At 51.5% G+C, this 15703-nt stretch carries 11 protein-coding genes; 7 read left to right on the plus strand and 4 right to left on the minus strand.

The features are described from left to right. The first annotated feature begins 3 nt into the window (after positions 1-3). Positions 4-1155 carry an MFS transporter gene (locus tag LBW88_RS01495; protein ID WP_224929572.1) on the plus strand — a complete coding sequence of 384 codons (1152 nt, stop codon included), beginning with the start codon at positions 4-6 and terminating at the stop codon, positions 1153-1155. A 50-nt stretch (positions 1156-1205) separates the two neighbouring features. On the opposite strand, the gene pflA is transcribed toward LBW88_RS01495, so the two are convergent. The 4 genes from pflA to ycaO form a co-directional block, all read right to left on the minus strand. Then, entirely contained in the window at positions 1206-1946 is a 741-nt protein-coding gene (pflA, locus tag LBW88_RS01500) for a pyruvate formate lyase 1-activating protein (RefSeq protein WP_224929568.1), read from the minus strand. Positions 1947-2105: 159 nt separating this feature from the next. Beyond that, positions 2106-4388: a formate C-acetyltransferase gene (pflB, locus tag LBW88_RS01505; protein WP_224929566.1), complete on the minus strand. Its 2283-nt coding sequence runs from the start codon at positions 4386-4388 to the stop codon at positions 2106-2108. A 67-nt stretch (positions 4389-4455) separates the two neighbouring features. Continuing rightward, positions 4456-5316, minus strand: a complete 861-nt coding sequence (focA, locus tag LBW88_RS01510; RefSeq protein WP_224929563.1) for a formate transporter FocA — start codon at positions 5314-5316, stop codon at positions 4456-4458. 355 nt (positions 5317-5671) lie between these two features. Beyond that, positions 5672-7432, minus strand: coding sequence for a 30S ribosomal protein S12 methylthiotransferase accessory factor YcaO (gene ycaO / locus LBW88_RS01515; protein WP_224929560.1), 1761 nt, complete (start codon positions 7430-7432; stop codon positions 5672-5674). Positions 7433-7745: 313 nt separating this feature from the next. Between ycaO and serC the strand changes: the two genes are divergently transcribed. From serC to LBW88_RS01545, 6 genes are all read left to right on the plus strand, one after another. Then, positions 7746-8831 (plus strand): 3-phosphoserine/phosphohydroxythreonine transaminase, encoded by a 1086-nt coding sequence (serC, locus tag LBW88_RS01520; protein ID WP_224929558.1) that lies wholly within the window; start codon positions 7746-7748, stop codon positions 8829-8831. An 81-nt stretch (positions 8832-8912) separates the two neighbouring features. Then, positions 8913-10199, plus strand: coding sequence for a 3-phosphoshikimate 1-carboxyvinyltransferase (gene aroA / locus LBW88_RS01525; RefSeq protein WP_224929554.1), 1287 nt, complete (start codon positions 8913-8915; stop codon positions 10197-10199). A 197-nt stretch (positions 10200-10396) separates the two neighbouring features. Further along, positions 10397-11077 carry a (d)CMP kinase gene (cmk, locus tag LBW88_RS01530; protein WP_224929551.1) on the plus strand — a complete coding sequence of 227 codons (681 nt, stop codon included), beginning with the start codon at positions 10397-10399 and terminating at the stop codon, positions 11075-11077. 122 nt (positions 11078-11199) lie between these two features. After that, the gene (gene rpsA, locus LBW88_RS01535) at positions 11200-12873 is read left to right on the plus strand and encodes a 30S ribosomal protein S1 (protein ID WP_034820570.1); all 1674 of its coding nucleotides are present in this window, start codon (positions 11200-11202) and stop codon (positions 12871-12873) included. Between the two features lie 86 nt (positions 12874-12959). Then, positions 12960-13244, plus strand: a complete 285-nt coding sequence (gene ihfB / locus LBW88_RS01540) for an integration host factor subunit beta (protein ID WP_003849360.1) — start codon at positions 12960-12962, stop codon at positions 13242-13244. 200 nt (positions 13245-13444) lie between these two features. Beyond that, positions 13445-15703: a DNA internalization-related competence protein ComEC/Rec2 gene (locus LBW88_RS01545; protein ID WP_224929548.1), complete on the plus strand. Its 2259-nt coding sequence runs from the start codon at positions 13445-13447 to the stop codon at positions 15701-15703.

The following is a 15703-nucleotide window of genomic DNA, read 5'->3' on the forward strand; positions in this document are numbered from 1 at the left end:
CCTATGTCTACCTGGTCGCGCCCCGTCGTGTTGCTGCTTTGCGGCTTAATGCTAATGACGGTGTCTATTGCTGTGCTTAATACGCTGGTACCGCTTTGGCTTACTCATGATCAACTGCCGACATGGCAGGTGGGTATGGCCAGCTCAGCCTATTACACCGGGAATCTGCTGGGGACATTGCTGGCGGGCTGGTTAATCAACCGCTATGGCTTTAATCGCTGTTTCTATCTGGCCAGCGCACTGTTTGCCGTGGCAACCATGGGAATGGTGCTATTAGAGGGCTTCTATAGCTGGACCGCGCTGCGTTTCGTTGCCGGTGTGGGTTGTGCGCTGATCTGGGTCGTAGTAGAGAGTGCATTACTGTGCAGCGGTACCGTGCGTAATCGCGGCCAACTGTTGGCCGCCTACATGATTATCTATTATCTCGGCACAGTAGCGGGCCAGTTGCTGGTGAGTCGCGTTTCGACTGAACTCCTGCATGTGATCCCATGGGTTACCGCTCTGATCGTCTGTGCCGTGTTACCCGTGGTCTTCCTGCGTGTTAATGCCAGTGCAGCCAACGAAGAAACTTCAACCGGACACATCTGGACCATGCTGCGCCGTCGCAGTTCACGTTTAGGGATTAACGGCTGCGTGATCTCCGGCATCGTACTGGGTTCACTTTATGGTCTGATGCCGCTCTATTTGTCACATCAGGGCATGAGCGATGCCAATGTCGGTTATTGGATGGCGCTGCTGGTCAGTGCGGGCATTGTTGGTCAATGGCCGGTGGGACGTCTTGCAGACCGCTTCGGGCGTTTAATGGTTTTACGCGTTCAGGTGTTTGTGGTGATTCTGGGTGCCATCGCCATGTTGGGTAACACCGCGATGGCGCCTGCGCTGTTTGTCCTCGGTCTGGCTGGCTTCACGCTGTATCCCGTGGCAATGTCCTGGGCTTGTGAAACCGTTGCGCATCATGAGCTGGTGGCGATGAATCAGGCGCTGCTGTTCAGCTATACCATTGGCAGCCTGGTCGGGCCGGGGATGACGTCGATGCTGATGCAGAACTACTCTGACCGTTTGCTGTTTGTGATGATTGCGGCCGTCGCGCTGGTTTATCTGGTGATGCTGCTGCGTAAAGCCAATCAGCACGCCACGCCCATCGCACATGCTTAATATCTGAATGTTTTGAATGAAAAAAAGGGAGCGGTAAGCTCCCTTTTTTGTCAGTACATCACTTCGTGACCATAACCCGCCAGGATATTTTTGACCCGTTCCATGGTCTCTTTGCTCGGCGGTTTGACTCCATCCAGTTTGTACTCTTCACCCATGGCAATCCATTTGTGCTTGCCCAATTCATGGTAGGGCAGTAGCTCAATCTTCTCGACGTTCTCCATATCCTTAGTGAATTCGCCGAGGCGATGCGCAGAGTCATCATCATCGGAATAGCCGGGCACCACCACAAAGCGAATCCAGGTGCGCTTGCCTTTCTTCTGCAGATAACGTGCGAAATCGAGGGTGCGATGATTGGAGACACCAACCAGAATCTGGTGCACATCATCATTAATTTGTTTCAGATCGAGCATCACCAGATCGGTGGCATCCAGCAGTTCATCGATTACCGGATCGTAACGACGTACAAAACCGTTGGTATCCAGACAGGTATGAATGCCCTCCGCTTTACAGGCACGGAACCAATCGCGCACAAACTCGGCCTGCAGGATCGCTTCCCCTCCCGATGCCGTCACACCGCCGCCAGAGGCATTCATAAAGTGGCGATATGACAGCGCATCCTTCATTAAATCTTCAACCGTAACTTCTTTACCTCCGTGGGTGTCCCAGGTATCGCGGTTATGGCAATAGAGGCAGCGCATCAGGCAGCCCTGGAAGAAGGTGATAAAACGGATACCGGGACCGTCAACGGTGCCGCAGGATTCGAATGAGTGGATACGACCGATGGTTGACATTGCGATGTATTCTCCGGGTTAGCCTCAACATCAGGCGGCACAATCTGTGTTGTGCTCTTGAATTAAAGTCGATTTTGCCAGACTGCCAGCGAAAGCAAGCTGGCAAAACAGACTTGTGGAGAAAAGGCTCCCGCAGGAGCCTTTACATTTCTGGAAGGATTACAGGGACTGAGTGAAAGTACGGGTAATCACATCCTGCTGCTGCTCTTTAGTCAGCGAGTTGAAGCGCACAGCATAACCGGAAACGCGAATGGTTAACTGAGGATATTTCTCAGGGTGTTCCATCGCATCCAGCAGCATCTCACGGTTCATCACGTTGACGTTAAGGTGCTGACCGCCCTCGATATTGGCTTCATGGTGGAAGTAGCCATCCATCAAGCCCGCAAGGTTAGTTTTACGCACGTTATCATCTTTACCCAGTGCATTTGGCACGATGGAGAAGGTGTAAGAGATACCATCTTTCGCGTAAGCAAACGGCAGTTTGGCTACCGAGGTTAGTGATGCAACGGCACCTTTCTGATCGCGACCGTGCATTGGGTTAGCACCTGGGCCAAACGGTGCACCGGCACGACGACCGTCAGGGGTATTACCGGTTTTCTTACCGTACACCACGTTAGAGGTGATGGTCAGTACAGACTGGGTGGCCACCGCATTACGGTAAGTTTGCAGTTTCTGAATTTTCTTCATGAAACGTTCAACCAGGTCACACGCCATATCATCAACGCGAGAGTCATTGTTACCAAATTGCGGATATTCACCTTCGATTTCAAAATCAATCGCCAGGCCATCTGCATCACGTACGGTTTTCACTTTGGCGTACTTGATAGCAGATAGGGAATCTGCCGCCACGGACAAGCCTGCGATACCACAAGCCATGGTGCGATAAACATCACGGTCATGCAGCGCCATCAGCGAGGCTTCGTAGCTATACTTGTCGTGCATGTAATGGATGATGTTCAGAGAAGTGACATACTGTTTTGCCAGCCAATCCATAAAGTGATCCATACTGGCCATCACAGTATCGAAATCCAGAATTTCATCAGTAATTGGTGCTTCTTTCGGACCAACCTGCATTTTCAGTTTTTCGTCCACGCCACCGTTGATTGCGTACAGCAGTGTTTTCGCCAGGTTGGCGCGGGCGCCGAAGAACTGCATCTGTTTGCCGACAATCATTGGGCTCACACAGCAAGCGATCGCGTAGTCATCGTTATCAAAGTCAGGGCGCATCAGATCGTCATTCTCATACTGCAGTGAAGACGTATCGATGGAGACCTTGGCTGCATACTTTTTGAAATTAACCGGCAGCTTTTCTGACCACAGGATGGTCATGTTGGGTTCCGGTGACGGGCCCATGGTGTACAAGGTATTCAGGAAACGGAAGGTACTTTTAGTGACTAAAGTACGACCATCAACGCCCATGCCGGCCAGAGACTCGGTTGCCCAGATTGGATCACCAGAGAACAGTTCGTCATATTCTGGGGTACGCAGGAAACGTACCATACGCAGTTTCATCACCAGATGGTCAATTAACTCCTGCGCGCCTTCTTCAGTCAGTTTGCCCGCTTTAATATCACGGTCGAGATAGACATCAAGGAAAGTGGATACGCGACCAAATGACATCGCGGCGCCGTTCTGTGATTTCACAGCGGCCAGATAGCCATAGTAAGTCCACTGTACAGCTTCTTGCGCGGTGGTGGCTGGCAGAGAAATATCTGAGCCGTATTTGGCGGCCATTTCTTTAATCTGGCCAAGCGCACGATGTTGCTCAGAGATTTCTTCACGCAGGCGAATAGTGTCTTCAAGATTGACACCGTTTTCCATATCGCTCTGCAGTGAATTGAATTGGGCCACTTTATCTTTCATCAGATAATCGATGCCGTATAGCGCCACGCGGCGGTAGTCACCGATGATACGACCACGACCATAGGCATCTGGCAAACCGGTTAATACACCAGACTTACGGCAGCGCAAGATGTCAGGGGTATACACATCGAACACACCCTGGTTGTGAGTTTTACGATAGTCGGTAAAGACTTTTTTCAGGCCAGGATCGAGTTCGCGACCATAAACCTTGCAAGAGCCTTCGACCATTTTGATGCCGCCAAACGGGATGATGGCGCGTTTCAGTGGTGCTTCGGTTTGCAGACCCACAATGGTCTCAAGTGACTTATTGATGTAACCCGCATCGTGTGAAGTGATGGTAGAAGCCAGGTCAGTATCGAAATCAACCGGTGCATGGGTGCGGTTCTCAATCTTGATACCTTCCAGCACGCTGTCCCACAGTTTAGTGGTGGCTGGTGTGGCGCCCGCGAGGAAAGATTCGTCACCTTCGTACGGGGTGTAGTTTTTCTGGATAAAGTCACGGACGTTGACACCGTTCTGCCATTCGCCGGCGCTAAATCCTTCCCAGGCTGACGCCATTTTTTCGTTAAGTTCGGACATGATATACCTGCCTTATTTAGGGAGACTCTGACGATGACGTGCCCTCGGGCACGCCCGTTTTAATTTCTTAATGCACCGGATCATCACCGCGCAGATAGATGACCCAGTAGGTCAAACCGACTAACAACCCGCCACCGATAATGTTGCCAATTGTCACTGGAATGAGGTTGTTAACAATAAAATCGCCAACGCTGAGAGAAGGGAACTGTGCGGCGCTGGAACCGGCCATTTGCCAGAATTCCGGGCTGGCGAAATCGCGAATGACGATAGCCATAGGGACCAAAAACATGTTGGCGATGCTGTGCTCGAAGCCGCTGGCAACAAACATCCCAACAGGCAATATCATGGCAAACATTTTGTCGAACAGGCTGCGACCGGAGTAACTCATCCATACGGCCAGACAGACCATTAGATTGGCGAGGATGCCCAGACTCACGGCTTCGACAAAAGTGTGATGCATTTTATGGTCAGCGGTCTGGAGTACGTTTAAACCCCAAGCGCCATTGGCAACCATATGTTCACCCGCCAGCCAGATCAGTACGACAAAGAACAGCGCACCAAACAGATTGCCGATATAAACGTAGAGCCAGTGGCGGCCCAGTTGCATCCAGGTGATACGTCCGCTGGCTTTCGCCACCACAATCAATACTGTTGAGGTGAACAGGTCAGCACCACATACCACGACCAGCATCAAACCCAGTGAGAAGCAGATACCGCCAATCAGTTTCGCGACTCCGTAGGGCATCGCGCCAGTGCCGGTGGTGGCGGTAATGTAGAAAACAAATGCGATAGAGATAAATACGCCAGCAGTAATGGCTAAGAAGAAGGTGGTTAAAGGATGTTTAGTGGCTTTATAGACACCGGCATCTTCAGCAACTTTCGCCATGGCCGCGGGTAATAATGCATTAAAAGGGTTGTCAGCTTTCACACTAACGCTCTCCTGAAATTGTCTGTAAAGATACTAACAAAGGAGTATAGGTCAGGAATTGATGTGGATCATAAATGGCGGGGAGGTACGGGATAAGCGAAGCGTTAAACCAGATGATTTAGGTGCAACCAATTGAATTATAATAAATAAATAATTTTTAATTTATACAAAATAAGTTTAATGAGCAGCCTTTGGAGGTGCGTAAATGTTAATTCAGTTTAATCAATGGAACTGAATTGTTAATTATCAATATTCAATGTTGAGTATGACAATCTGACGCAAAAAAAATGGCACCGGGATTAATCAGTGCCATTCTCAACGTCAGCAAATATATCGCGCTAAGCGTTCGTGAATATTACTTCGACCAATAGTTGCGCTTTGCTGCCTGCAGTTTTTCGTAGGCGGCCAGCAGGGCCTGATGAGCCGGGAAGGCTTTCAGATCCAGATCTACCGCTTGCAGGCCGTAGAATGGTGCTTCACCGCTGATCGCTGCAGAAGCGGCATCAACAGCCGCTTCGCCGTACATCCGCACGAATGCACGATGATATTGAAGCGGGTCGCGTTCGTCTTCCATGGCCAGCAACAGCAAGGTCTGCAGGCAACGGTAATAGTTGGCGCGTTCGGCGCTGAAGATTGACTGGTTGAACTCCATGGTCCACTCCGTCCAGATCAGAGCCTGATCCAAATCTCCGCCCGCCAATGCCAGCATGGCTTTCAGCTCGCCAATACGCAGGGTATACCAGCCATTGTCTTTACCTGAAGCCAGACCCAGCAGCTCACGGACGCGAGTGAAGTCGTCATGACCTTCTTCATCCAACTGCTCAATGAGGCTCAAATACGCTTCCGGTTCCCACTCACTGTCTGGCAGAGCCAGCAGTGTTTCACGCAGCGGCGCGCCCATGCTGTTGTTAGCTAACAGCAGATCTTCCGCCGGATAGATATCCGACATGCCAGGCACGATGATGCGGCAAGCGTAAACGCTCAGATGTTCATAATCCGCGATGTAAACTTCCTGATCTTCCGCACGGAAGATGGCCATCAGCGTATCGAACTCTTCGTGCGTGCTGCCTGAGAAGCTCCAGTCAACGAAAGGATAATCCGCATCGTCTTTGAACATATCCCAGGAGATTAAGCCGCTCGAATCGATAAAGTGGGTTTCCAGGTTGGCGTGTTCAGCCACTTCTTCATCATCGAACGTCGGTGGGGTGAAGACATCCAGATCTTTCAGACCACGGCCCTGAAGCAACTCAGTAACGGTACGTTCCAGTGCTACGCCAAAGTCAGGGTGCGCGCCAAATGAAGCGAAACAGGTGCCGTTGGCCGGGTTGAACAACACCACGCAGATAACCGGATACTTGCCGCCCAGTGAGGCATCGTAAGAGAAGATTGGGAACCCTTCGGCTTCCAGGCGTTCAATCGCCTCAATCACGCCCGGATAACGCTGCATCACTTCTGCAGGGATTTCTGGCAGGCTAATCGACTCGGCAATAATGCGGTTTTTGATGTGGCGCTCAAAAACTTCAGACAGGCCCTGTACACGTGCTTCGTTCGCGGTGTTACCGGCAGACATGCCGTTAGAAACATACAGGTTGCCGATGATGTTCATCGGAATGTAAACCGTTTGCTGGTCAGACTGACGGGTAAATGGCAGGCCGCAGATACCACGGTCAGCATTACCTGACTGCAGGTCAATCAGGTCGGAGGCGTTCAAGCTGTCTTCAGGATCGTAGAACTTCTGCAAACGCGCATCCAGGATGCCAGCTGGCAAGCTGTTATCGTCGGTCAGTGGGAACCATTTCTCATTCGGGTAATGAACGAAATCGCCATTGGCAATTGACTGACCCAGCCAGAAATCAGCGAAGAAGTAGTTAGTTGAGAGACGCTCAAAATATTCGCCTAACGCGGAAGCCAGTGCCGCTTTCTTACTGGCACCTTTACCATTGGTAAAGCACAGCGGGCAGTCACGATCGCGGATGTGCACAGACCAGACGTGTGGAACCGGGTTCAGCCAGGAGGCTTCTTCAATATTGAAGCCCAGGTCTTGCAGTTTCTGCTGGAAGCGTGCGATGGAGTCTTCCAGTGCGGCGTCTTTTCCTGGAATAAACGTTTGCGTCATGTTGGCGCTCTCTCAAGTCGATGGGGTGGGCGTAAAGCGCGCAATGATACGGGTTTTGCGCCTGCTTCGCTATTCAGTGGCCTAAATTTATCGCGGTATTGTCACGGCTATTTCATCGTCTGGCAGCATTCTGATTTTGCATCAGGAAACGTCCTCACAAAATTCCGTGGCTTATTGCATTTATGACATAAGCTGCGGTGGAGCCTGCTCTGGAAATGTGATCGCTATCGGATTAATGATTGCAGCCATTCGGAGGCAATGATAAAACCGATACGGTATTCATAACCGTTCGATATGACAGTGGTGAGGGGAAATGACGCAGGTTTATAATTTTAGCTCCGGCCCAGCGATGCTGCCGGTAGAAGTGCTCCGTCGTGCAGAACAAGAACTGACAAACTGGCACGGATTAGGCACCTCTGTAATGGAGATCAGCCATCGCAGTAAAGAGTTTATTGCTGTCGCTGAAGCAGCAGAACAGGATTTTCGCGATCTGCTGAAGATCCCATCGAACTACAAAGTTTTATTCTGCCATGGTGGCGCGCGCGCGCAGTTCGCAGCAATTCCAGGCAACCTGCTGGGTGATGCTCAATCCGCTGACTACATTGATGGCGGCTACTGGGCACACAGCGCAATCAAAGAAGCGGAAAAGTATTGCACCCCAAACACCATCGACGTCAAAACCACGCTTGACGGTAAACGTGCTTTGTTACCGATGCGTGAATGGCAGCTCAACGATGATGCTGCCTATGTGCATTTCTGCCCGAATGAAACCATTGATGGCATCGCTATCGATGAAGAGCCTGACTTTGGTGACAAAGTGGTGGTGGCTGACCTTTCTTCAACCATTATGTCCCGCCCAATCGATGTCAGCCGTTACGGTGTGATCTACGCAGGCGCACAGAAAAACATCGGTCCAGCGGGATTAACGCTGGTGGTGGTGCGTGAAGATCTGCTGGGCAAAGCGCAGCGTTATGTGCCGTCTATCCTTGATTACAAGGTGCTGGCTGAAAACGAATCCATGTTCAACACACCGCCGACTTTTGCCTGGTACCTCTCTGGTCTGGTATTCAAATGGCTGAAAGAGAAGGGCGGTGTTGCTGAGATGGATAAGGTCAATCAGGCGAAAGCAGACCTGCTATATGGCGTCATCGATAACAGCAGCTTCTACCGTAACGATGTTGCTGCTGCGAACCGTTCACGTATGAACGTGCCGTTCCAGCTGGCGGATGCCGCGCTGGATAAAGTGTTCCTGGACGAGTCTCTGCAGGCGGGCCTGCATGCACTGAAAGGACACCGCGTGGTTGGCGGTATGCGTGCATCGATCTACAATGCGATGCCGCTGGAAGGGGTGAAAACCCTGACTGAGTTCATGATTGACTTCGAACGTCGTCACGGCTAATTACTCATCATAGGCCAGCCTGGCTGGCCACTGGCCCCGTTACATAACGGGGTTTTGTCTTTTCTGGAGATTTGGTTTCACATGCAGGACTCCCTGACTCTACAACCGATTGCTCGCGTTGACGGCACGGTAAACTTACCGGGTTCAAAAAGCGTTTCTAACCGCGCATTGTTACTGGCTGCGCTGGCAAAGGGCACGACTCGCCTGACCAATTTGCTGGACAGCGATGACGTTAAACATATGCTGAATGCGCTGAAGGCGCTGGGCGTCAATTACACGCTCTCTGCCGATCGTACCGTGTGCGAAGTGGTGGGAAATGCAGGTCCGCTGCACAGTGACCAGGCCCTGGAACTCTTTCTGGGCAACGCGGGTACCGCAATGCGCCCGCTGGCAGCCGCATTGTGCTTAGGCCAACAGTCGATTGTGCTGACTGGCGAACCTCGCATGAAAGAGCGCCCAATTGGCCATCTGGTTGATGCGCTGCGTCAGGGCGGAGCCAATATTGATTACCTGGAGCAAACGGATTATCCACCGCTGCGTCTGAACGGTGGGTTTGTGGGTGGCGAAGTGAGTGTGGACGGCAGTGTTTCCAGCCAGTTCCTGACGGCGCTATTAATGACCGCTCCGCTGGCACCGAAAGACACCGTGATTACCATTAAAGGTGATTTGGTCTCCAAGCCGTATATTGATATCACTCTGCACCTGATGCGTTGCTTTGGTGTTGACGTTGATAATCAGAATTACCAGCGCTTTGTGGTGAAAGGCCAGCAGCAGTATCAATCTCCAGGCGATTATCTGGTGGAAGGCGATGCCTCTTCTGCCTCTTATTTCCTCGCCGCCGCTGCCATTAAAGGTGGAACGGTTCGCGTAACCGGGATCGGTCGTAATAGCGTTCAGGGCGACATTCGCTTTGCAGATGTGCTGGAAAAAATGGGTGCGGTGATCGAGTGGGGTGATGACTATATTGCCTGCTCACGTGGTTCACTGACCGCGATTGATATGGACATGAACCATATTCCAGATGCGGCGATGACCATTGCCACCACGGCCTTGTTCGCGGAAGGCACCACCTTGATGCGTAACATCTACAACTGGCGCGTGAAAGAGACCGATCGCTTAGCGGCAATGGCGACAGAACTGCGCAAAGTCGGTGCGGAAGTTGAAGAAGGTCACGATTTCATTCGTGTGACCCCACCGGCACAGCTTCAGCATGCGGATATTGGCACTTATAACGATCACCGCATGGCGATGTGCTTTGCGCTGGTGGCGTTATCGGACACCCCTGTCACCATTCTTGACCCTGGCTGCACAGCTAAAACGTTCCCGGATTACTTCCAGCAGTTGGCAAAAATTAGCCAAACCTCTTGATCACGCTACCCGGTACGCTTGTGCCGGGTTTCCTCGCTCTCTTCTGGTCTTGTTGGGCGGAAATTCTTCTGAATCTGTCGAAATTTCTGGCGCTGTCTACGCTAAAGGGTAACTAACCTGACGCGGGCAGCGTATAATGCCGCGCAATCAAACAGCCAAGAAGGCTGATAATAAGCACGCAGCAACAGGAGAGAACAATGACGGCAATCGCCCCGGTAATTACCATTGATGGCCCAAGTGGCGCAGGTAAAGGGACCTTGTGTAAAGCGATGGCGGAGTCATTGCAGTGGCATTTGCTGGATTCTGGTGCCATTTATCGCGTACTCGCATTGGCTGCACTTCACCATCAGGTGGATATTGAATCCGAGGAAGCATTAGTCCCTATGGCTGCTCACCTCGACGTGCGTTTCTTGTCTGTTGAAGGCGAGATGCAGGTCATTTTGGAAGGTGAGGATGTGACGGGTGAAATCCGTACGCAGGAAGTGAGCAATACGGCTTCGCGCGTTGCTGCCTTCCCACGCGTACGTGAAGCACTGCTGCGTCGTCAGCGAGCATTCCGTGAAGAGCCGGGCTTGATTGCGGATGGCCGCGATATGGGCACCGTGGTATTCCCCGATGCACCGGTAAAAATCTTCCTGGATGCAAGTTCAGAAGAGCGTGCTCACCGTCGTATGCTACAGTTGCAGGAGAAGGGCTTTAATGTTAACTTTGATCGCCTTTTATCCGAGATAAAGGAACGCGACGACCGCGATCGTAATCGTGCAATTGCGCCTTTAGTGCCTGCCACTGATGCTCTGGTGCTGGATTCAACCAGTATGTCCATTGAGCAAGTGATTGAAAAGGCACTTGATTATGCCCGCCAAAAGCTGGGCATTTAATCTATTCGGTAATTGAATTGCTGTAACCCTGTACCAGGGACCCGGTGCTGGGCATGTGAAACAACCCCATCCGACAATGACGTCAGGTGGACGTTAAATTGAAGAATCCTAAGATTATCAATATGACTGAATCTTTTGCTCAACTATTTGAAGAATCACTGAAAGAAATCGAAACCCGTCCGGGTTCCATCGTTCGTGGCGTTGTTGTCTCTATCGACAAAGACGTAGTCCTGGTTGATGCGGGTCTGAAATCTGAGTCTGCAATTCCTGCAGAGCAGTTCAAGAACGCAGCCGGCGAACTGGAAATCCAGGTTGGCGACGAAGTTGACGTTGCGCTTGACGCAGTTGAAGACGGCTTCGGTGAAACCCTGCTGTCCCGTGAGAAAGCTAAGCGTCACGAAGCTTGGATCACGCTGGAAAAAGCTTACGAAGAAGCTGAAACTGTTACCGGTGTTATCAACGGCAAAGTTAAAGGTGGCTTCACAGTTGAGCTGAACGGTATTCGTGCGTTCCTGCCAGGTTCACTGGTTGACGTTCGTCCGGTTCGCGATACTCTGCACCTGGAAGGCAAAGAGCTTGAGTTCAAAGTCATCAAGCTTGATCAGAAACGTAACAACGTGGTGGTTTCTCGCCGCGCAGTTATCGAATCTGAAAACAGCGCTGAACGCGATCAGCTGCTGGAAAACCTGCAGGAAGGCATGGAAGTTAAAGGTATCGTTAAGAACCTCACTGACTACGGCGCATTCGTGGATCTGGGTGGCGTTGACGGCCTGCTGCACATCACCGATATGGCCTGGAAGCGCGTTAAGCATCCAAGCGAAATCGTCAACGTGGGCGACGAAATCACTGTCAAAGTGCTGAAATTCGACCGCGAGCGTACTCGTGTATCCCTCGGCCTGAAACAGCTGGGCGAAGATCCATGGGTTGCTATCGCTAAGCGTTACCCAGAAGGCACCAAGCTGACTGGCCGTGTAACCAACCTGACCGATTACGGCTGCTTCGTTGAAATCGAAGAAGGCGTTGAAGGCCTGGTGCACGTTTCTGAAATGGACTGGACCAACAAAAACATTCACCCATCTAAAGTTGTTAACGTGGGCGATGTTGTTGAAGTTATGGTTCTGGACATCGATGAAGAACGTCGTCGTATCTCCCTGGGTCTGAAGCAGTGCAAAAACAACCCATGGCAGCAGTTCGCTGAGACTCACAACAAAGGCGATCGCGTTGAAGGTAAAATCAAGTCAATCACTGACTTCGGTATCTTCATCGGCCTGGACGGTGGCATCGACGGTCTGGTTCACCTGTCAGACATCTCCTGGAACGCGACTGGCGAAGAAGCCGTTCGTGAGTACAAAAAAGGCGACGAAATCGCTGCTGTTGTACTGCAGGTTGATGCAGAGCGCGAGCGCATCTCTCTGGGCGTGAAGCAGTTGGCTGAAGATCCATTCAACAACTACATCACCCTGAACAAGAAAGGCGCTATCGTTAACGGTAAAGTGACTGCAGTAGACGCTAAAGGTGCTACAGTTGAATTGGCTGATGGCGTTGAAGGTTACCTGCGCGCTTCTGAAGCTTCACTGGACCGTATCGAAGACGCAACTCTGGTTCTGAGTGTTGGTGACGACGTTGAAGCTAAATTCACCGGCGTTGACCGTAAGAACCGCGTTGTAAGCCTGTCTGTTCGTGCTAAAGACCAGGCTGATGAGAAAGAAGCAATCAACACTGTTAACACCAAACAGGAAGAAAGCAACTTCTCTAGCGCTATGGCTGAAGCGTTCAAAGCGGCTAAAGGCGAGTAATCGACCCGAGGCACCGGACGATGTAAGTCGTCCGGTTTCGGTAAAAGCTGTCATACCTTTCCCATTAAGGATTAACCGGAGGTTACATGACCAAGTCAGAACTTATTGAAAGACTTGCTGGACAGCATACTCATATTCCGGCGAAAGTCGTTGAGGATGCAGTTAAAGAAATGCTCGAGCACATGGCCACAACGTTGGCACAGGGTGAGCGCATTGAAATCCGGGGATTCGGCAGCTTTTCTTTGCACTACCGCGCACCGCGCACTGGTCGTAACCCGAAAACGGGTGACAAAGTGGATCTGGAAGGTAAATACGTTCCCCACTTCAAGCCGGGCAAAGAATTGCGTGACCGTGCAAATATCTACGGCTAAGCCGTTACCGAACGATAAAGCGACACCTCCGGGTGTCGTTTTTTTTGCTCTAAATTTGTGGTTGTGAACCCGATTCCAAAACCTTTCTCTGAGATGAAAACCCCTCCGATTTGTTGGCATTCGCAATCCAACCCTCTCTTTTCCTGAAGGCTATTATTGCCCGTTACACGCAAACTGGTGCCCATGACGGGAGAGAAGTGATGCGTGTAACAGGGATTGCAGTGGCCAGAATAATGATTCTGGCGGCGCTACCATTAGGTTTGCTACCTCAAATACCGACAATTGAAATGATGTCGATGATGGTGCTTTTAGCACTCATTGTGGCATCCCTGCCGTGGACTGCACTGCGTCTTATCGGCATAGGCATCCTTCTACTGGCATGGGCGTTGCTGGAAGCGAGACAGATGCTGAATGCGATTGAGCAGCTTTCAATGGCGCCTGCGGAAGTGACGCTGCGTATTGTTGAGGTGAAAGAAAAGCAACAGCAGTTCAAAGCGCAGATTATTCGTGTGGGTGACCGATATCAGTTCCCGCCGTTGTTTGTCAGTGTAAACGCGGAGTCAGGTGAGCCAGGCTATTGTGCAGGGCAGCGCTGGAAAATGACTTTACGCCTGCGTGCGGTACATGGTCGCTTGAATGAGGGCGGATTTGATACCCAACGCTTTGCGCTGGCGAACCATACGCCTTTGCAGGGAAAAATCATTAACCAGCAGGCCGAATCAGCAGCTTGTAGTCTGCGAACGCTGATCATGAGCCACCATCAACCTCTTTTCGAACACCTGCAACAGCCTGCCATTTTGCAGGCGCTGGCTTTTGGTGAGCGTGAGAACATGACCAAAACGCAACGACAACTATTACGTGATACCGGAACAGCACACTTAATGGCGATTTCCGGCATGCATATTGCGTTAGCGGCCAGCGTTGGCTGGATAATCGTGCGTGGCTTACAGTTGCTGTTGCCTGCGAACACCATCGGTTATCTATTGCCACTTATTGGTAGCATCATCACCGCAGCTATCTACTGTTGGATATCAGGCAGCCATGCACCTGCACAGCGCGCGCTGGTAGCACTCCTGATCTGGACGACAATCAGGATTGCAGGTTGGCAGTTAACGGGCTGGCAGATTTGGACGCTGTGTATAGGTGGTCTGCTGTGGCTTGATCCCCTCACGGTATTATCTGAAAGCTTCTGGCTCTCTGCACTTGCCGTCGCGATGCTAATCATTTGGTTCCAATGGTTTGCCTTACCTGCACGATACCGCATGGCCCGACGCTGGTTGCCGCTGAGATTGCTGCACTTGCAGGTTGGCATGATGATACTTATGGCTCCCCTGCAGATTTTTTTGTTTCAGGGAATCAGCCTCAGTGCGCTGGTCGCTAATGTCATCGCGGTTCCGGTGATATCACTTATCACCGTTCCATTGATATTAATGGCGCTTTTGCTACCGGTGAAACCCATAGCCACGGCGCTTTGGTGGCTGGCAGATTTTTCCGTTAATCAGGTTATTCAGGGCCTGGCATACTTACCCGCAGGTTGGTGGTCGCTACATGATGCTTTGCCCGCAGTGGCCGTGTTATGGGGAGGCTTGTTTCTATGGCGCAGTGGTTTGCTGAATCACACATTGATACCTTGCTGCGGTTGCACACTGGCATTTCTGTTGTGGCGTCACCAGTCTGAGCAAGACGACTGGCAGATTGACGTGCTGGATGTGGGGCATGGCCTGGCAATTGCTATTACACAGGGCAACGAAGTGGTGTTGTACGATTCAGGTCCACGCTGGAACGAGGATGATGCGGGCGCTCGCGTGATTCTGCCATGGTTACTGTATCAGGGAAGACATTTAAACACGGTGATTGTGAGCCATAAGCATCTGGATCATCGGGGTGGGCTGAACTCACTTCATCAGGCCAATCCCTACATGGTTATCCGCAGCGCGTTGGGTGACGCGGGGCATTTACCCTGTCAGCGAGGAGAGCAGTGGCAATGGGGCAAGCTGACGTTCACGGCACTCTGGCCGCCTGCAGGAAATACGCAGGGGCAAAATAATGACTCCTGTGTCGTGCGCGTAGACGATGGTGCTGTCAGCCTGCTGCTCACCGGGGATATTGAGTCAAAAGCAGAAAGAAAACTGGTGGCATTGGAGAAAAGCCAACTCTCCAGCACATTAATGCAAGTTCCCCATCATGGTAGTCGTACATCTTCGGGGCCATTACTGTTACGTAGTGTTGCAGGAAAGGGGGCGGTGGCATCGGTGGCGCGCTATAACGCCTGGCGTATGCCGGCCGCCGCGGTAGTGGATCGCTATCGCCAGCAGGGCTATCTCTGGTATGACACGGCGCAATCCGGGCAAATTCACATCGGCATTCGGCAGGGTGAATGGCAGATTAAGGGGTTGAGAGAGCAAATAAAACCTCGCTGGTATCATCAGTGGTTTGGCGTCAAACGTGAATCCAGGTAG

The sequence above is a fragment of the Pantoea sp. alder81 genome, assembly GCF_020179835.1.
GTDB lineage: Bacteria > Pseudomonadota > Gammaproteobacteria > Enterobacterales > Enterobacteriaceae > Pantoea.